This is a genomic window from Streptococcus sp. A34 (assembly GCF_043674115.1).
Classification (GTDB): domain Bacteria; phylum Bacillota; class Bacilli; order Lactobacillales; family Streptococcaceae; genus Streptococcus; species Streptococcus suis_V.
Genome location: NZ_JBIMJM010000020.1, coordinates 1 through 17,906 on the forward strand (window position 1 = coordinate 1; position 17,906 = coordinate 17,906).

The 17,906-nt window shown below is 44.3% G+C and carries 16 protein-coding genes, 1 tRNA gene and 1 other RNA gene; 6 read left to right on the forward strand and 12 right to left on the reverse strand.

Annotated features, from left to right (window positions below):
* The first annotated feature begins 164 nt into the window (after positions 1–164).
* A complete protein-coding gene (locus ACHBGV_RS06185) occupies positions 165–1,358 on the forward strand; it encodes a cation diffusion facilitator family transporter (protein WP_172095167.1) in 1,194 nt (397 codons plus the stop codon).
* Between the two features lie 45 nt (positions 1,359–1,403).
* Here the strand turns inward: ACHBGV_RS06185 and ACHBGV_RS06190 are convergent, their stop codons facing one another.
* The 6 genes from ACHBGV_RS06190 to ACHBGV_RS06215 all read right to left on the reverse strand — a co-directional run bounded on the left by ACHBGV_RS06190 (position 1,404) and on the right by ACHBGV_RS06215 (position 6,899).
* Positions 1,404–2,234, reverse strand: a complete 831-nt coding sequence (locus ACHBGV_RS06190; protein ID WP_394735896.1) for an amino acid ABC transporter substrate-binding protein — start codon at positions 2,232–2,234, stop codon at positions 1,404–1,406.
* A gap of 20 nt (positions 2,235–2,254) precedes the next feature.
* The gene (locus tag ACHBGV_RS06195) at positions 2,255–2,887 is read right to left on the reverse strand and encodes an amino acid ABC transporter ATP-binding protein (RefSeq protein ID WP_257104636.1); all 633 of its coding nucleotides are present in this window, start codon (positions 2,885–2,887) and stop codon (positions 2,255–2,257) included.
* 9 nt (positions 2,888–2,896) lie between these two features.
* The gene (locus tag ACHBGV_RS06200; RefSeq protein ID WP_172021930.1) at positions 2,897–3,538 is read right to left on the reverse strand and encodes an amino acid ABC transporter permease; all 642 of its coding nucleotides are present in this window, start codon (positions 3,536–3,538) and stop codon (positions 2,897–2,899) included.
* Between the two features lie 149 nt (positions 3,539–3,687).
* A complete protein-coding gene (glmS, locus tag ACHBGV_RS06205) occupies positions 3,688–5,499 on the reverse strand; it encodes a glutamine--fructose-6-phosphate transaminase (isomerizing) (protein ID WP_105111850.1) in 1,812 nt (603 codons plus the stop codon).
* A gap of 187 nt (positions 5,500–5,686) precedes the next feature.
* The gene (gene lepB, locus ACHBGV_RS06210) at positions 5,687–6,229 is read right to left on the reverse strand and encodes a signal peptidase I (RefSeq protein ID WP_172059452.1); all 543 of its coding nucleotides are present in this window, start codon (positions 6,227–6,229) and stop codon (positions 5,687–5,689) included.
* 52 nt (positions 6,230–6,281) lie between these two features.
* The gene (locus tag ACHBGV_RS06215; protein ID WP_394735897.1) at positions 6,282–6,899 is read right to left on the reverse strand and encodes a GDSL-type esterase/lipase family protein; all 618 of its coding nucleotides are present in this window, start codon (positions 6,897–6,899) and stop codon (positions 6,282–6,284) included.
* Between the two features lie 84 nt (positions 6,900–6,983).
* On the opposite strand from ACHBGV_RS06215, the gene ACHBGV_RS06220 reads away from it, so the two are divergent.
* Positions 6,984–8,090, forward strand: coding sequence for an NAD(P)/FAD-dependent oxidoreductase (locus ACHBGV_RS06220; protein WP_394735898.1), 1,107 nt, complete (start codon positions 6,984–6,986; stop codon positions 8,088–8,090).
* An 87-nt stretch (positions 8,091–8,177) separates the two neighbouring features.
* Here ACHBGV_RS06220 and pyk read toward each other — a convergent pair whose 3' ends face one another.
* From pyk to ACHBGV_RS06235, 3 genes are all read right to left on the reverse strand, one after another.
* The gene (pyk, locus tag ACHBGV_RS06225; RefSeq protein ID WP_170239130.1) at positions 8,178–9,683 is read right to left on the reverse strand and encodes a pyruvate kinase; all 1,506 of its coding nucleotides are present in this window, start codon (positions 9,681–9,683) and stop codon (positions 8,178–8,180) included.
* Positions 9,684–9,747: 64 nt separating this feature from the next.
* Positions 9,748–10,758 carry a 6-phosphofructokinase gene (pfkA, locus tag ACHBGV_RS06230; RefSeq protein ID WP_105111855.1) on the reverse strand — a complete coding sequence of 337 codons (1,011 nt, stop codon included), beginning with the start codon at positions 10,756–10,758 and terminating at the stop codon, positions 9,748–9,750.
* Positions 10,759–10,837: 79 nt separating this feature from the next.
* Entirely contained in the window at positions 10,838–13,948 is a 3,111-nt protein-coding gene (locus tag ACHBGV_RS06235; protein ID WP_394735899.1) for a DNA polymerase III subunit alpha, read from the reverse strand.
* A 149-nt stretch (positions 13,949–14,097) separates the two neighbouring features.
* On the opposite strand from ACHBGV_RS06235, the gene ACHBGV_RS06240 reads away from it, so the two are divergent.
* Genes ACHBGV_RS06240 through ACHBGV_RS06250 form a run of 3 tightly spaced genes read left to right on the forward strand, consistent with a single transcriptional unit; the run spans position 14,098 to position 15,957 of the window.
* Positions 14,098–14,472 (forward strand): GntR family transcriptional regulator, encoded by a 375-nt coding sequence (locus ACHBGV_RS06240; protein WP_394735900.1) that lies wholly within the window; start codon positions 14,098–14,100, stop codon positions 14,470–14,472.
* Positions 14,465–15,172 (forward strand): ABC transporter ATP-binding protein, encoded by a 708-nt coding sequence (locus ACHBGV_RS06245; RefSeq protein ID WP_394735901.1) that lies wholly within the window; start codon positions 14,465–14,467, stop codon positions 15,170–15,172. Before ACHBGV_RS06240 ends, ACHBGV_RS06245 begins: the two co-directional genes overlap by 8 nt.
* A 17-nt stretch (positions 15,173–15,189) precedes the next feature.
* Positions 15,190–15,957, forward strand: coding sequence for an ABC transporter permease (locus tag ACHBGV_RS06250; protein ID WP_394733125.1), 768 nt, complete (start codon positions 15,190–15,192; stop codon positions 15,955–15,957).
* Between the two features lie 96 nt (positions 15,958–16,053).
* Here the strand turns inward: ACHBGV_RS06250 and ACHBGV_RS06255 are convergent.
* Both ACHBGV_RS06255 and ssrA read right to left on the reverse strand, forming a co-directional pair.
* A tRNA-Ser gene (locus ACHBGV_RS06255) sits at positions 16,054–16,141 on the reverse strand.
* A 2-nt stretch (positions 16,142–16,143) separates the two neighbouring features.
* Positions 16,144–16,493, reverse strand: a transfer-messenger RNA (tmRNA) gene (ssrA, locus tag ACHBGV_RS06260).
* A gap of 105 nt (positions 16,494–16,598) precedes the next feature.
* Here ssrA and ACHBGV_RS06265 point away from each other — a divergent pair.
* Entirely contained in the window at positions 16,599–17,192 is a 594-nt protein-coding gene (locus ACHBGV_RS06265) for a TVP38/TMEM64 family protein (RefSeq protein WP_394735902.1), read from the forward strand.
* 47 nt (positions 17,193–17,239) lie between these two features.
* On the opposite strand, the gene ACHBGV_RS06270 is transcribed toward ACHBGV_RS06265, so the two are convergent.
* On the reverse strand, positions 17,240–17,845 hold the full coding sequence (locus tag ACHBGV_RS06270) for a hypothetical protein (protein ID WP_394735903.1): 606 nt from the start codon (positions 17,843–17,845) through the stop codon (positions 17,240–17,242).
* Positions 17,846–17,906: the final 61 nt, after the last annotated feature.

Sequence of the window (17,906 nt, forward strand, 5' to 3'; positions counted from 1 at the left end):
AAGTTCTACCTTATTTCCTTGTCTCAGTCTAATTTCCAGTTTTTAAGACAGACTAGAACTTACTTTGAGAATTTAGCTTCAAAAACGCTGGTACCAGACACCGACCACCTAGATTGAAACTAGGTGGTTTTTTTGGTACAATATTAGCTTAAAAAGGAGACCAGATGAACAATCAACCGACAAGCAATCTCAAACTAGCCGAATGTGGCGCGCAGATTTCCATTTCAGCCTACATCCTCCTATCCGGGCTCAAACTAGCTGCTGGCGAGCTATTTCATTCCGATGCACTTCGAGCCGACGCCTTCAACAATCTCTCTGATATCATCGGAAATGTGGCCGTGCTGATTGGCTTGAAAATGGCCCAAAAGCCGGCTGATAGAGACCATAAGTTTGGCCATTGGAAAATGGAAGACCTTGCTAGCCTGATTACCTCTTTCATCATGTTTATGGTTGGTTTTCAGGTCCTCTATTCAACCATTGAAAAACTCCTGAGCAAGGAAGTGGTTCAAGTCGATATGCTGGGTGCCCTGGTGGGTATTTTCTCAGCCCTGGTCATGATTGGGGTCTATATCTATAACAGCAGACTGGCTAAAAAAGTCCATTCCAAAGGACTTGAAGCAGCTGCCAAGGACAATTTATCCGACGCAGTTACGTCAATTGGAACTTCCGTTGCTGTCTTTGCTGCCGCCTTCAACCTCAGTATTGTTGACAAGGTTGCAGCCATCGTCATCACCTTCTTCATCCTGAAAACGGCCTACGACATCTTCATGCAAAGTTTCTTCAGCCTATCTGACGGTTTCGATGAAGAATTGCTCCACAAGTACGAAGAGGATATCCTCAAGCTCCCCAAGATAGTCTCCGTCAAGTCCCAGCGAGGCCGAACCTACGGCACCAATATTTATCTGGATATTGTCTTGGAAATGAATCCTGACCTTTCTGTTTACGAAAGCCATGAAATCACCGAGCAGGTCGAGCAGCTCCTGATTCTCAAACATGGGGTCTTCGATGTAGACATCCATGTCGAACCCTCTGAAATCCCCCACGATGAAATCTACGAGCATGTCTACGACAAACTCTTCCGTTATGAAACTGAAATTCAGGCCCATGCACCAGGCTATGAGGACTTGATTGACCCAGCCTATCTCCTGATTGATGCCAAAGGACGTTATCATGACAAGGATGGTATGCTGGAACAGCACCAGGTCCATTCCACCTACTTATCCAACTATCAGATGACATCTGTCAGTCAAAAATCCAAACTGGTCACCTTTGAAATCGGTGACTATGTCCACACCTCTCTCTGGCGCCGCCACGAAGAATGGACAGTCGTCTTCCATCAGATTTCTAAAAAACTGTAAAGAAAAAAATTCTCAGCCAAATGACGGTTGAGAATTTTTATTTGCTTAGTTTTTCACAGCATCAGTTGCCACATCTTCTCCGAACCATTTTTCAGAGATTTCCTGGAACTTACCTTCTTTATAAAGCTCTGTAAAAGCTTTGTTGATATTGTCTACCAAGGTCTTGTCTGACTTACGTACACCAACACCGAAGGCCTCGTTAGCATAGCCAGCATCAATGATATTGTAATCATCAATGATACCTTCTTTTTGCAGATAGTAATTGGCATACACACGGTCAATCAAGAGCCCGTCGATACGGTCATTTTTCAAGTCGATAAGGGCCTCGTTGAAGGTCGCATACTGACTAGCATCACCGTCTTTTACCAGATCCTTAAGAATTTCAGGATGAGATGTAAATGCATAATAACCTGCAGAACCTGCTTGAGCACCGAGAACCTTGTCCTTCATGCCAGCTGGATCAGCAATAGAAGATGATTTCTTGGTCACCAAAACTTGCTGGTTGTCCATGTATTCATCAGAGAAAAGAACTTTTTCCTTGCGTTCATCTGTAATGGAATAGCCATTCCAAATCATATCGATATTGCCGTTATTGAGCTCTGTCTCTTTCAAGTCCCAGTCAATCGGTTGCCAATCAATCGTAATACCGTATTTTTCAAAAACTGCTGTTGCTAATTCGATATCAAAACCAGTGTATTGACCGTCTTTTTCTTCAAATCCCATCGGGACAAAGGTCTTATCAAAACCAATAGTCACTGACTTATCTTTTTCATAAGTAGACCAATTGTCTGACTCTGTAGTAGAACTGCCTGAGCCACAGGCTGCAAGGGCCAAACTTGTTACAAGAGCTGTTGCTCCAAGAATTATGTTTTTCATTTTCACCATGTCTTACCTCTTTAATGCTTCGGTTCAATCTTGATAATTTCATCTGCGATATTTTCAGCAAACTGCATATCGTGGGTTACCACAATCTGCGTGATTCCTGTTGCACGGTTTTCCAAAATCAGCTTTTCAACTTCTTTTCGTAGCTCAGGATCCAATGCCGAAGTCGGCTCATCGTAGCCAATAATCTCAGGATCAATCATCATGGCGCGAGCCAGGGCCACACGCTGCTTCTGCCCTCCTGATAGAGAATAAGGATAGGCTGCTGCGTGGTTGGCCAGGCCTAGTGTTTCCAGAAGTTTACGGGCCTTGTCTTCCGCTTCTATAGCCGACATATTTTGTGTCTTAATAGGGGAGAGGACCAAGTTTTCCAATACTGAAAGGTGGGGGAAAAGCTGGAAATCTTGGAAAACAAAGCCCAGCAAATGTCGTTTCTCCAATTCCTCGACTGGCAGTTCTTGACCATTGTAAATCAGAGTACCTTCATCAATGGTCTCCAAACCTGCCAGCATACGGAGAAGCGTAGTCTTACCGCCACCGGATTGACCAACAATGCCGACAATTTTCCCCTCCGGGATGACCAAATCATAGTTGGAGAAAATCTGCTTGTTGCCAAATCGTTTGGATAGATTGCGTAATTCTAACATGACTTCCTCCTATTTATAGTAATCAAATTTCTTTTCAACCTGTTTAGAAACCAGCGTAACCGCTCCAATCATGAGCAGGTAAATGGCCCCTGCAATAAACATAGGTGCTAGACTAGCATCACGGTTGGCAGCAGTTCGACTGGCCAAGAGCAAGTCACTGACTCCCAGGGCGTAGACCAGAGAGGTATCCTTGACCAGGGTCATGACTTCATTGAAGACACTTGGTAGGACAATCTTGACAACCTGGGGCAAGACGATGTAGCGAATAGTCTGAAGAGGTGTAAATTTCAAGACCTTAGCCGCCTCATACTGACCAGCTGGGATAGCCTCAATTCCTCCACGGAAAATCTCAGAGAAATAAGCCGCATAGTTGAAGGTAAAGGCAGTAATCACCGCTGGCATCCTGTCAAATGTAATCCCCACACTCGGCAAGACGTAGTAGACAAAAATCAATTGCAGGAGCAAAGGGGTCCCTCGCATAATAAGTACATAAAAATGCAAGAGCCACTGCAAGGGCTTGAATTTGATTTGCATGAGGAAGGCAAAGATAGCTCCCAAAGGCAAGGACAAGACTAATACTAAAACAAATACTTGTAAGGAGACTAAAGCACCATCCACCAAGGGGGGCAAGACTTCCAAAATATAATCCATAAACATCTCCCAAAAGAGTTATTATCTTATCTAGTATAGCAGAAAATTGGGCGATTTGAAAGAAATTTGTCAGAATTTTTTCATAAATTTCACACAAAAATCGAATATTCATGCAAAAATCCACCAAATTTACAGGTGGATTTGCAAGCTTATTCAACTGTTACTGATTTCGCCAGGTTACGCGGTTTGTCCACATCCAGACCACGTTGGAGCGTCGCATAGTAGGCAATCAACTGGGTTGGGACAACCATGGCAATGGTAGACAAGAATGGGTGAACACTAGTCACTGTGAAGTCATCTTCTTCCTTGGCAATGGCCTCATCAACGATGGTCATGACATGGGCACCACGCGCCACCACTTCCTGGATATTTCCACGGGTGTGGCTGGCCAGATGAGGATTATTTGAAATCAAGGCCAAAACCGGCACACCGTCTTCAATCAGGGAAATGGTACCATGCTTGAGCTCTCCAGCAGCAAAACCCTCACACTGGATATAGGAAATTTCCTTGAGCTTGAGAGCCGCTTCCATAGAAACGTAATAGTCGCTGCCACGTCCGATATAGAAGGCATTTCGAGTTGTACCAAGTAGTTTCTCCACTTTCTCAGCAATAATATCTTTTTCTGATAAAGTAGCCTCGATAGACTGGGCAACAATGGACAATTCGTGTACCAAATCAAATTCCTTGGCATAGGTATTTCCATTGGCATCCCCAACAGCCTTGGCCAAGAAAGCTAGAGTTGCAATCTGAGCAGTATAGGCCTTGGTCGAAGCAACAGAGATTTCTGGACCAGCATGGAGCAACATGGTGTAGTTGGCCTCACGAGACAGGGTAGAGCCTGGAACGTTTGTCACCGTCAAACTTGGAATGCCCATTTCATTGGCCTTAACCAAAACCTGACGGCTATCCGCTGTCTCACCAGACTGGCTGATGAAGATAAAGAGGGGCTTTTGGCTCAAGAGCGGCATATTATAACCCCATTCAGAAGAAATCCCCAGCTCAACTGGTGTATCCGTCAACTTCTCCATGAAGTCTTTTGCGGCAAATCCTGCGTGGTAGGAAGTACCAGCTGCTAGGATATAGATACGGTCAGCATCTTGTACTGCCTTGACAATCTCCGCATCAACTGTTACTTGTTCATCAGTATTTGTGTATGCGCCAATCAATTTACGCATGACAGCTGGTTGCTCATCAATTTCCTTGAGCATGTAGTAAGGATAGGTTCCCTTACCGATATCAGACAGATCAAGCTCAGCAGTGTAGCTTCCACGTTCGATAGCATTGCCGTCGTAGTCCATAACTTGAACACTGTCTTTTTTCACGATAACCAATTCTTTGTCGTGAATTTCCATATATTCACTGGTTTCACGAATCATAGCCATGGCATCGGAGCAGACCATGTTGTAGCCATCACCCAGACCAATCAAGAGTGGTGATTTATTCTTAGCAACATAAATCGTATCCGCATCTGTCACATCAATCAAAGCAAAGGCATACGAACCTTGGATGATATGAAGTGCCTTTTTGAAAGCCTCCAAAGTTGACAAGCCTTCTGAGGCAAATTGTCCAATCAAATGAACAGCAATTTCAGTATCCGTTTGCCCTTTAAAATCATGGCCTGCCAGGTAGTCTGCCTTGATTTCAGCATAGTTCTCAATCACACCATTGTGGACCAGAATATGGCCAGCTGTTTGGGATGTATGAGGGTGGGCATTGTTTTCAGTTGGCTTGCCATGGGTAGCCCAGCGTGTATGGCCGATACCAGCTGTGCCATCTGTCTTATCCCCTACCTTAGCGGAAAGTTCTGCAATACGACCCACAGCCTTAACCAGGTGGTCTTCTGAACCACCGGTCACAAAAATACCAGCTGAATCATAACCACGGTATTCCAATTTTTCCAAACCTTGAATCAAAATATCTGTTGCGTTTGTATTTCCAACAACACCAACAATTCCACACATATCCTATCACCTCGGTGTTTGCTACACCGACTTTCATTCATTTTCAATAAATTGGTCTAGTCAGATTTTCTACTACAAAGACCAGTAAAAACAGTATATAACAGACTTATAAACTTGTCAATCATTAAATTGGTATAGTCAACTTTTAATTTTCGATGAAAATTTTTGAAAATAAAAGAACCAACCTCTATTGGGTTAGTCCTGTTTCAATAAAGCCAAATTTTGACAAGGGGCTGATTCTAAAGCTCAAGCGCCCTATAATGTCACTCTGATCAATCAAACCAAAGCTGCGGCTATCATTCCGGTCCATTCGATTATCATTTAAGACCAGAATCTTACCTTTGGGAATAACCTGAAACTCCCCGCCTGTTAGTGTTTCAATCGTCAAGTCTTCCGTATAATACTCCTGCTCCGGGATAAGCTCCAAATAATCCTCACGCACAATCTTTTGGTTGCGGTAGAGAACATTATCTAGATAGGTCGCTGTTTCCTCTTCGAGGGCGATAATCCTGCTAACATGTTCCTTGCCCTCGTGTTCGTATAGGACAAATTCCCCATGCTTGAGTTCTGTATTCTTTAGGGCGATAATGACATCATTTCGCTTAATGTAGTCATTGGCCATGGTTGAAGTAATACGCACTGGTTCAAACAACCATACCCTCAGCCCAATAATTCCTAAAATCAGCAATACCAACAATAAGAGTTGGCGAAAAAGGTCTCTCTTTACCATAATCTCTCCAATCTCTATTAGTATAGCATATTTTCATGAAAATACTTGACATTTACCCTTGGAGGTGACGATAAATTTCCTGGGCAATGACCTGATTGCCCAGCGGACTGAGATGCAGGCCGTCGCTATAGTACTCCAATTTCCCCTTGGTTATGGGATAGAGATTGATGACAGGCAGGCCCAGCTCCTGACCGATTTGAGGAATGATAGCCTGCAACTCTTCCTCTATAATCTGGTTATTGAGGCCGAATCGGCTGGTTGGCACGAAAGGCGGGATAACCAGGTAGACGTCTGGCTGGCTGGGCAAATTCATATAACGCTCTGCCATTTCCTTATACTCTCGCCGAAAGCCTTCCTTGTTCCAGTAAGGTCCCCGGCTATCATTGCTACCAATCATGATGATGACGATGTCAGCCTCACTCTCCAAGGACAGTTGGGCATTTTCTTCCTTGAAATAGGGAAAATCTGCTGTCGATTGGAGGGAACGGCCGCTAAGACCGAAGTTGGACACCTGGTAGTGGTGACCCAATTGTTCAGCCAAAATAGACGGATAAGCATCCTTTTCACGATTGTCCAGCCCATAACCATAGGTCAGACTGTCTCCCACTGTTGCTACTTTGACGGCTCCGCTCCCAAGCGTCAGAACCTCTGGATACATAATATCAGACACAATCTCTCTCCTTGATTTCTAGATTCTATTGTAACATGGGGGAAAAAATAAATAAACTCCTGAATTTGTGATATAATGAACATTATGAAGAAACATATCATCATTATTGGTGGAGGCATTGTTGGTTCAACCGCTGCCTTCTACCTTTCTCAAGATAGCAATATTGACCTGACCCTGATTGACCACGGTGTTGGTACAGCTACCCGTGCTGCTGCTGGCATTATCTGCCCCTGGATGGCCCAGAAGAAAAACAAGGACTGGTACCGCCTGACCTCGCAAGGTGCTGTCTTCTATCGCCAGTTGGTAGCTGATTTGGAAAGTGCAGGAGCCAAGGACATCCCCTTCAAGCAAACTGGAACCATTGGCCTCAAAAGCAAGCCCGAACTCCTGGAAAAAATCAAGAAAATCGCAGAAGACCGCAGGATAGACACCCCTACCATTGGAGACATCACTACTCTTGAAGGACAAGAAGTCAGCAACTATCTACCACCACTCAAGCCTGATTTCTACGGTATCCACCTGGAAGGCGGCGGCCGTATCGACGGTGGAAAACTGATTGACTTGTTACAGGAAAAGTTTTTGGAAAATGGCGGAGCTCTATTGCAGGGACAGGCTAGACTGATAGATGAAGGAACTGTTCAGCTGGATGGGCGAGAACTAACTGCCGACCACATTATCCTAGCGACCGGATCCTGGTTGCCAGATATGCTGGAACCTCTCGGCTATCAGGTAGATGTCCGTCCACAAAAAGGTCAGCTTCTGGAATTGGATACAGATTTTGATACCAGCGACTGGCCAGTCTGCATGCCCTATGGTCAAATTGACATCCTGCCGTTTGAGAATGGAAAAATCATTGTCGGGGCCACCCATGAGGATAATATGGGCTATGATTTGACCCTTGACCCTGAAAAAATCCAAACCATGCATGAAAAATCTGCGGAATTTATGCCTGATTTGGCCAACTACCCTGTGGTTCGCACTCGTATTGGTACCAGGGCCTATACCTCCAACTACGCACCATTTTACGGAACTGTTCCTGAAATGGACAATATCTGGGTGGCCAGTGGTCTGGGCTCTTCTGGCCTGACTAATGGACCCTTTATCGGCTGGCAAATTGCCAAAGAAATTCTGGACAAGGATACGAATTTTGACAGAAGTCCTTATGAGCCTGCCAATTATATTAAAAGATAATACGACAATCCTGCCAAATGGTAGGATTTTTGATTTGGCTAATGCAAAAAGTCTATCGCTTTCGCAATAGACTTCTCAACTTAATTATTATTGTACGGTGCGCACACGCATTGTGTTTGTAGAACCTGCTACACCTACTGGTACACCAGCAACGATTACAATGTTATCACCTGCAACAACAAGTCCTTCTTCCTTAGCAATACGCTCAGCCAAATCGAACATATCGTCTGTTGAGTTTGGACGGTCTGTCACAACTGGGATGACACCCCAGTTAAGCATCAATGATTTTTGAACTTTCTCAGTGAAAGTAATTGCCAAGATGTCTGCATCTGGACGGTATTTAGAGATAGCACGCGCAGTGTAACCAGTTTCTGTAACTGTTACGACCAACTTGATATCCATTGAGTGGCAAGCATCTTTAACCGCAGATGCCACAACCTCAGTTTTAGATGAACGGTTGAAAGCGTCAGAGTTCAAACGACCGTACTCGTTAAGAAGAGTTTGTGCATTTTTGTTAACAGTTGCCATAGTGCGAACTGATTCAACTGGGTATTTACCGTTAGCTGACTCACCTGAAAGCATAGTAGCATCTGTACCGTCGATAACAGCGTTGAAGACGTCAGAGATTTCTGAACGAGTTGCACGTGGCTTGTCAGTCATTGTTTCCAACATGTTTGTAGCTGTGATAACTGCTTTACCAGCTGCATTGACTTTCTTGATAATCATTTTTTGGTAAACTGGAACCATTTCAAATGGTACTTCGATACCCATGTCACCACGTGCAATCATGATACCATCTGAAGCTTCGATGATTTCATCAATATTGTCGATACCTTGTTGGTTTTCGATTTTGGAGAAGAGTTGTACGTGTTCGTTACCAGTCTCTTTCAAGATAGCACGAACTGACTCAACGTCTTGTGCAGTACGAACGAATGAGATAGCGATGAAGTTAAGACCTTGTTCAAGACCGAAACGGATATCCGCATCGTCACGCTCAGCAAGCGCTGGGAAAGGAATCTTAGTGTAAGGAATGTTTACACCTTTTTGCTTAGCAATAACGCCATCGTTCTCAACACCAACGATAAATTCACGTTTTTCTTCATCTTTGGCAATAACAGTCAAACCTAGTTTACCATCGTCAACAAGAATTTGCTTACCAACTTCAACGTCGTCGAAGATGTCTAGGCCACCAGCAACGTTCAAGGCAATCACTTCTTGAGTTGACTTGATACCTTGTTTTGTAGCAACACGCAATTGGTCACCAGTCTTATAAGCGTACTCACCTTCGCCTGATTCGAACAATTCAGTACGGATTTCAGGACCTTTTGTATCAAGCAAGAAACCTACTTTTTTGCCAGCGATTTCTTCTGCGCGACGTACAGTTGCCATACGTGCACCTTGCTCAGCATGGTCACCATGTGAGAAGTTGAAACGGAAAACGTTAGCACCTTCAGTAATCAATTGAGCAATTTTTTCAGCTGATGCTTCAACATCCAACTGCTCACCCCAGTAACCTGACTCACCGAATTTCTTACCACCGCGGAATTCTACCGCAGGACCAAGGGTTGCAACGATTTTAACACGTTTGTTCATCTTAACTAAACTCCTTCTTATTTCTGGTCTTATGACCTTAATAACTAATTTTCTAGACTATCTATTAGATAGACAAGTTACGGTTCAACTCAGCCATGTCAAGGTCTGCTTTGTGCGGATTGTTAACGACAATCTTACCTTCAGCAGTGAGGCTAAACAAGGCACCTTCTTCGGCAGTACCAAGGATTGGGTTTTCCACCATTTGCTCATTGCGGATACCGACAGCAAGTCCACCACGGCCTTCTTTGAGCAATTTAACAGCGTGAGCACCCATACGTGACGCAAGAACGCGGTCACGAGCTGTTGGTGAACCACCACGTTGGATGTGACCAAGTTCCGTCACACGAAGGTCACTTGTGTCACCAGCTGCTTTCAATTCTTCAGCAAATTGAGCTGCTGGCATAACACCTTCTGCCAAGACAATAATGCTATGTTTCTTGCCATTGTCATAACCTGCCTTGATGCGAGCAACAATATCCTTGATATCAAACTCTTCTTCCGGCACAACGATAACGTCCGCACCTGATGCGATACCAGACCAAAGGGCAATGTCACCTGCATGGCGACCCATTACTTCGATAACAAAGGTACGACGGTGACTAGAAGATGTGTCACGAATCTTATCAATGGCATCCATAGCTGTAGTCACAGCTGTATCAAAACCGATGGTAAAGTCTGTTCCTACGATATCATTATCGATTGTTCCTGGCAAACCAATTGCTGGGAAACCATGCTCTGTCAGGCGCATCGCACCGTGGTAAGAACCGTCGCCACCGATAACAACAACGCCTTCAATACCATGTTTTTTCAGCTGTTCAATCCCTTTTAATTGACCTTCCAATTGGGCAAATTCAGGATAACGAGCTGAACCGAGGAAGGTACCACCACGAGAAATGATATCTCCTACTGAGCGTGCAGACAATTCATGGATATCTCCGGCAACCATTCCAGCATAGCCCTCATTGATACCGTATACTTCCATTCCTTCTGAGATTGCTTGGCGAACAACTGCACGAATGGCAGCATTCATACCAGGTGCGTCACCACCACTGGTCAAAACACCAATACGCTTCATTATATGCTCCTTCAATTTTCAATTTAACTGCCTTATTATAACACACTTGACTAGATCTTGCTCGTCTTTTTACGCTTTTTCAACGAAAAACCGTTTTCATAGCAAATTCAGCCAACTCTTGCTCTAATTGAGGCGTTTTCATCACTTGAAACTGGTCTACCTGAATGGTCTGATTGCTGTCTTGGTAATGCAGAACGACAGGAATTGATCCCTTATATTTGGCTAAAATTCGAGCAACTGCATGGTCATGCTCCCGGTTTTCCAGTAAAATCCACAACTTTTCCAGACTGACTATTTCTAACTTGTCAGCCACCAGTTGTAACTGTCCCTCCCTTTCCTGGATCTTGCCAGTTACGTAGAGGATATCCCCTTCCTTCAAGAACTGCCCTGTCTGTTGGTAGAGTTCCGGAAAGACCGTGACTTCCGATTTATCTTTCATATCGGTCACTTGTAGAAAGGCCATGGGCTGACCCGAATTCTTGGTCCGAATCCGGCGAATAGACTGAACTTGTATCAGGATGGTCACCCGATTTCCAGCCACCAAATCGCCTAAATCGGTCACAGGTCGCTGGGTCTCCTGTCGGAGCTTAATCAGAGGATGAGGACTGATACCGATACCTAGCACGGCCTGTTCCAGCTGGTATTTTTCACTATCATTAAAGTCGTCCGACTGGAGCCAGCTATAGGTCTCCTCCGCAAAAAAGCTACCAAAGGCATCTGCAAAGACAAAGAGATTGTCCAGATTTTCTACGATCTTCTTGCGATTGGACTCAAATTCATCAAATAAACCGATGTGAATGAGCGGAGTCAGCAAATCCTTCTTTTTATACTGGGCAGGCAGTTTCAAGATAAAATCTTCGACCGACTTGTAGGGACGGTTTTCAATCAACCAGAGGGAGAAATCCTTGGGCAGACCCTTGATATTTTTCAAGCCTAGATAAATCTTGGACTTGTCGAACTTGTCATAGTAGGGAATGGTGTTCATCGACAACCTAGCAACCTGAAAATCAAATTGCAGGGCATCCGTGATATAGGTACTGCTAGAGAAATTCAGCATGACATCAAAGAAGATGTCCGGATAATGGGTCTTGAAATAGGCCATTTGGAAGGCCAGGGCCGAATAGGCGTAGGCATGACTGCGGTTAAATCCATAACCTGCAAACTTGGCCATCATGGCAAAAATCTTCTTGGCCTTGGTTTCCTCATGTCCATTGGCTAGCGCTCCTGCCAGAAAAGCCGCCTCCATGGCCTGCATCTCCTCTGCCTTTTTCTTGGACATGGCCCTGCGGAGCAAATCGGCTTTCCCCAGAGTAAACCCAGCATAAACCTGGGCTATCTGCATGACCTGCTCCTGGTAGAGCATAATGCCATAGGTTGGTCGGAGAATATTTGCAATGGACGAATCCAGCAAATCAATCTCTTCCTGACCTTGCTTGCGTTTGACAAAATTATCGATATAGTCGCTGGCACCTGGTCGGTTGAGACTGGTTGTCGCTACCACATCTTCAAATCGGTTGGGCTTGACCCTCTGGAGGAGATTGATAGCTCCCGGTTGTTCAAACTGGAAGATTCCCTTGGTTTTGCCAGCAGCAAAGAGCGCCAAGGTAGGCGAATCTTCCAGGTCAAGACCGGCAATATCAATAGTTTTCCCATATTTATCAGCCACAGCTTGGGCCATTTTTTGGACAAAGGTCAGGTTACGCAGGCCCAAGAAGTCCATTTTCAACAGACCATTGGCCTCGACAGCATGGGCGTCATACTGGGTAATCAGCATGTCCTCACCCATTTTTAGGGGAATAGTATCCGTCAGCTCTTCATCACTCATAACGACACCGGCTGCGTGGATAGAGGTCTGGCGAGGCTGCCCTTCAATCTGCTGGGCAATAGCAAAGGCCTTCTGGTACTCTATTTTACTGTTGATGAGCTGGCGGAAGGAAGCATTGCGCTGATAGGCTGATGCAAGACTGTCTTTAAAAGAAATCTTGCGGGTAATGTTGGTCAACTCGTATTCGGGCGTGCCAAAGCGTTTGAAAACATCCCTTATAGCCTGCTTGGCCCCAAAGGTCGAATAGGTCACAATTTGGGCAGCATGGGTCGAGCCATAACGGTCACGAACATAGTGGATAAAGTCTGGTCGATGAATATCCGGAATATCAATATCAATATCCGGCATGGAATAGCGTTCTTCATTTAGGAACCGTTCGAAGAGCAGATTGTGCTTGACCGGGTCAATGCCTGTGATATTGAGAGCATAGGCCACCAAGCTCCCTACTGCAGACCCCCGTCCCATTCCCATATAGTAGCCCTGGCTACGTCCAAAGCGCAAGAGGTCCCAGACGATAAGGAAATAGTCATCAAAGCCCATCTTGTGAATGACAGCCAATTCCCTATCCAATCGCTCTTGATAAGCCGGCTCAAATAAGCCTTTTTCTCGCAAGCCTGCCTCAGCCTGCTCGCGAAGTTCTTCTACTGCCGACCGTTGTCTGTTGAAACGTGGTAATTTGAGACTTTTGTCCAAATCATAGGAAATACCTTGAACCAGTTTTTCCAGATTGACCACTGCCTGTGGAAAGCGGCTGCTAAACAAGTCTTTCAGACTATCTGCCGATAAAAGGACCTGACCTGGCTCCAAGTCAGGGACTTGGTTGAGCTGGACATTATCCCGAATTGCCCTCAGCACCTGGAGGGCCTGAGCCTGCTCTCGGTCAAACAAACGAACGGGATAGAGAGGCAAGATAGGTTGTGTAAACTCTTGGACAGGTGTTTCCAAGCCCACACCAATATAAAAATCCAGCCCCAGGTCTAACTGGTCAATTCCTGGAAAATAAGGCAGGATAAGGGCCACATCTTGCAGATACTGACGAATGCTCTCAAAATCATCCTGTCCCAGCATCTTGGCCGTTGATATCTTAAGGAGATTGCGATAGCCAGTCGTAGACAGGGCTACTAATTTCGTGGCAATTGGATGCTCATAGCCAGCCAAATCCCAGTCGAACTCACAACCAATGACAGGCTGTAGACCAACTAATTGACAGCTTTCCATAAAACTGTAGGCTGCATAGAGATTATCCCTATCCATCATCCCAATGGTCCGATAGCCCAGCTCTTTGGCCTGCTGAACATAGCGGTCAATGGTGACCATGCTATCCATAAAGGTATAGACGGTTTTGGTATCTAATTGTGCTAGCATGGCTACCTCCTTTTTCTATATTATATCAAAAATTCCTTCCAATTTTTTTCAAAATATCGTCTCTTTTCGCTTGCATTCTAAAAAATATTATTGTATTATGTAATCAGAACAAGAACACAGGGAGCCTGTCTCCCGGAAAGGATTCTCTTATGGCTTGGAAATTTGATAACAACATGCCCATCTATATCCAAATCACCAATACAATTAAATTACAAATTGTAACCAATCAATTAAAACCTGGAGATAAGTTGCCAACAGTGCGGGACCTGGCTGAAATTGCCGGTGTCAACCCAAACACAGTCCAGCGGGCCCTGTCCGACTTGGAGACAGAAGGTTTTGTCTACTCCGTCCGCACAACAGGCCGCTATGTGACAGACAACCAGGAACTGATTACTCAGACCCGCCTCCACCTGGCGCAAAAGGAATTGGAAAACTTTATCAACAATATGTTGGACCTCGGTTTTAGCCAGGACGAATTGACCGAACGATTGGATGATTATTTGAAAGGAATTAGCTATGAATAACCCATATACTTTAGTCGAACTGCAACAAGTTTCAAAATCTTATGGCGGAGCTGTTGCCCTCAACAATGTCAACCTGAAAATAGGCGCTGGGAAAATCATCGGTCTCTTGGGTCCAAACGGTTCTGGTAAGACCACTCTCATCAAGCTCTTAAACGGTTTGCTCCAGCCTGAATATGGCCAAATCCTTATCAACGGCCGCACTCCTTCACCAGAGACCAAGGCTATCGTGTCCTATCTGCCAGATACGACCTATCTGAACGAGCATATGAAGGTTTCAGATGCCCTCACATTCTTCACGGATTTTTACGCAGATTTTGACAAGGAACGGGCCATCCATCTCTTGCAGGACCTAGGAATTGACCTCAATGCCCGCATGAAACACCTGTCAAAAGGAAACAAGGAAAAGGTGCAGTTGATTTTGGTCATGAGCCGCCAGGCCCAGCTCTATGTCTTGGATGAACCAATCGGTGGTGTAGACCCTGCAGCCCGCGACTACATCCTCACAACTATTGTCAACAACTATTCGCCTACTTCTTCTGTCATCATCTCTACCCACTTGATTTCAGATGTAGAGCAAATTTTGGATGAGGTCATCTTTCTTCATTATGGAAGTGTTATTCGTCAAGGAAATGTCGACGATTTGCGGATTGAAACGGGTGAGTCTATCGATCAACTCTTCCGTCAGGATTTCAAAGCTTAGTCAAATAGGAGATAATTATGTTTAAGAAATTGGTAAAATACGAATTCCAATCTGTGGGCAAGTGGTACTTCGGCATCTATGCCGGAACCCTAGCTTTAGCCACTGTGCTTGCTTTTTGGGTACAAGCCATATCCAGCCGTTCTGATCAGCCTGAAATAGCTGAAGGGATTTTCGTGGGATCCGCCTTCATGATTTTCGGTATCCTAGTAGCAGCCCTCTTCCTCTCAACCTTCCTTATGATTATCAATCGTTTCCGGAAAAATGTCTATGGTAGAGAGGGCTATTTGACCATGACCCTACCTGTCACTGAGCACCAAATCATCCTCAGCAAGCTCTTTGCCTCTCTAGTTTGGTATCTCTTGTCTGGTGTTACAGCCGTTCTTTCCATTGGTATCGTCATGACAGTCCTCCTGATAAACACCGGCGAGGTTCTTCCAGATCTACAAGTTGTTCTGGAACAGATAAATGTGGCATCACTAGCTAGCTACTTAATTGACAGTTTTATCGGTGCCATTACTTGGATTCTGCTTATCTATTTTTCAGTTTCTGTCGGTCAACTCTTCAAGGACCACCGTCTCCTGTTCGCGATTATCACCTATATCGGTATCACAGTCGTGGTCGGCATTTTGACGAATCTGCTGTATTTAAATAATCTGGAAGGAATGTTCGGTTCACCCTTATCACTCTATCCAAACCCAGTAATGGTCCTAATCAACATTATATTGGCCTTCGCCTACTACTTTGGTACCCATTACATCATGACCAAGAAATTGAACCTACAATAAAAAGAAAAACGCTCTCTGCCAGTTACTTTTGTAGCTAGTAGAGAGCCTTATTTTGCAAAAGAAAAAGAACAGTCAATGCTGTTCCTTCATTCTATACGGAAGACATGGGATTCGAACCCACGCACGCTGTTACACGCCTACCGCGTTTCCAACACGGCCTCTTGAGCCTCTTGAGTAATCTTCCATATATGGAGCTGGTGGGAGTCGAACCCACGTCCAAACACCTGCTAACTTATTCGTCTACAACCATAGGTTATGCATTTGCTTTAATCAGACTGACGAGACATAACTCAACTCTTCAGCTGACGAGCCTATGAAACTCTTTTGATTTAGCTAGGCAATAAATCAACGTAGCTTGCTATTTTAAGACCAATCAGCAAAGGCAAGCACTCTGCGATTGGTCACGCAGGCAGGTTATTAAGCTGCTAATGCGTAAGTGTTTGTATTTTTTGCAGTTATATTTAACTGGCATTTTTACATCTGCCGATGAGTTGCAGAACAAGCCTCATAATGCCTGTCGAATCCGTAACAACCCCGTAGGTCTGATACTTGGTTAGTATAACAGATTTTAGTAAAAATTGCAAGACTGCAATCGCTTAATTTCATTTTCAAATTTTCTAGAAATATGGTAAAGTAATATCATGTACAAATTCTCTCAAAAAGCCATCCAGGTCCTAAGCATTTTAACCTTGATTGGAACGGCTGCTTTCCTCTTTTGGCTCTATAAAATCGGGATTCTAAATGACCAAAATGTCCTCAGCCACTTCATCAAGAGTCAAGGGGCACTGGGTAGTCTGTCCTTTTTATTGCTACAAATCATTCAGGTTGTTTTCCCTATTATTCCCGGGGGCGTTACTACTGTTGTTGGCTTTTTAGTATTTGATTTTTGGTGGGGATTTTTGCTCAATTACATTGGTATTTTTGTCGGCGGTATTATCCTCTTCTGGTTGGCCAGACGCTACGGCAAAAAATTCTGCCTGCTCTTTATGTCTGAAGAAACCTTCTACAAATATGAGAGCAAGATTGACAACAAGCGCGGTTACGAGATATTCTTTATCCTCTGTATGCTATCGCCCATTTCGCCTGCGGATATCGTTGTCATGATTACAGGATTGACCAGTATGAGCTACCGAAAATTCATTCTCATCACCCTCCTCTGCCGTCCGGTTTCCATCATTGCCTATAGTTATTTTTGGATTTACGGCAGCCAGTGGTTACAACAATTCTTACAATAAAAAAATCCTCATCTATCCGTTTAGATGAGGATTTTTTAGTGACGACCTTAGTTATAAAAGGTTCCATTTTTTGCATATACTCTGTAAATTCCATCTTTTTGTCGAACAAAGCGAAAATCTACGAATGTTTGCTTTGAACCAGATCCATTTTTGTAAAATATTTGAAGTTCTTTCCTTTCTTCGAAAATTCCTCCTCCATAAGCAAACAGAGTAGCTTCATATGGAAGACCTCCCAAAGCAATCACCTCTTCATAGCTCATCCCGCCTTGTCCTGTATTGCTATCTCCCACGATAACTTGCTGAAACACTTCTTTGGTCCACAAATTCTTATTTGGATCTGCTTCCTTGGTCGGGAACTGGTCATCTGGTAAATAAAAGACTTCCTTATTCATTAAATAGTAGTCTGAACCATTTTTATAAAAGACCAATTTAAGGTTTCGCTGGTCTTCATTGATCCCATACTCCATAGCAGCGTAAGTTAAAAATAAGTTTTCTTCTGAATATTCGCCGAATCTAGCTGATGAAGGTTTTCCATATTTCTCAATGATATCCGACAAACTATCCCCTGTAGCATCCTCTTTCATCCCAGTTACCAAACTATCATAGTCTTTCAGTGTCCAATTAAAACTAAATTCTTCTTGTGAAGCAGTCAATCCGCGCGTAAAGTCTGTCACGCCTGTGTCACTAGCTTCTGTCCAAGTTTGACTGACCGCT

Excerpts from the sequence above, each read along its gene's own strand:
- ACHBGV_RS06195 (WP_257104636.1), bottom strand. The coding sequence starts at position 2,887 with ATGTTAGAATTACGCAATCTATCCAAACGATTTGGCAACAAGCAGATT.
- ACHBGV_RS06265 (WP_394735902.1), top strand. The coding sequence starts at position 16,599 with ATGTACAAATTCTCTCAAAAAGCCATCCAGGTCCTAAGCATTTTAACC.
- ACHBGV_RS06245 (WP_394735901.1), top strand. The coding sequence starts at position 14,465 with ATGAATAACCCATATACTTTAGTCGAACTGCAACAAGTTTCAAAATCT.
- ACHBGV_RS06190 (WP_394735896.1), bottom strand. The coding sequence starts at position 2,234 with ATGAAAAACATAATTCTTGGAGCAACAGCTCTTGTAACAAGTTTGGCC.
- pyk (WP_170239130.1), bottom strand. The coding sequence starts at position 9,683 with ATGAACAAACGTGTTAAAATCGTTGCAACCCTTGGTCCTGCGGTAGAA.
- ACHBGV_RS06220 (WP_394735898.1), top strand. The coding sequence starts at position 6,984 with ATGAAGAAACATATCATCATTATTGGTGGAGGCATTGTTGGTTCAACC.
- ACHBGV_RS06235 (WP_394735899.1), bottom strand. The coding sequence starts at position 13,948 with ATGCTAGCACAATTAGATACCAAAACCGTCTATACCTTTATGGATAGC.
- lepB (WP_172059452.1), bottom strand. The coding sequence starts at position 6,229 with ATGGTAAAGAGAGACCTTTTTCGCCAACTCTTATTGTTGGTATTGCTG.
- ACHBGV_RS06250 (WP_394733125.1), top strand. The coding sequence starts at position 15,190 with ATGTTTAAGAAATTGGTAAAATACGAATTCCAATCTGTGGGCAAGTGG.
- ACHBGV_RS06200 (WP_172021930.1), bottom strand. The coding sequence starts at position 3,538 with ATGGATTATATTTTGGAAGTCTTGCCCCCCTTGGTGGATGGTGCTTTA.
- pfkA (WP_105111855.1), bottom strand. The coding sequence starts at position 10,758 with ATGAAGCGTATTGGTGTTTTGACCAGTGGTGGTGACGCACCTGGTATG.
- ACHBGV_RS06185 (WP_172095167.1), top strand. The coding sequence starts at position 165 with ATGAACAATCAACCGACAAGCAATCTCAAACTAGCCGAATGTGGCGCG.
- ACHBGV_RS06240 (WP_394735900.1), top strand. The coding sequence starts at position 14,098 with ATGGCTTGGAAATTTGATAACAACATGCCCATCTATATCCAAATCACC.
- glmS (WP_105111850.1), bottom strand. The coding sequence starts at position 5,499 with ATGTGTGGAATTGTTGGTGTTGTTGGAAATACAAACGCAACAGATATT.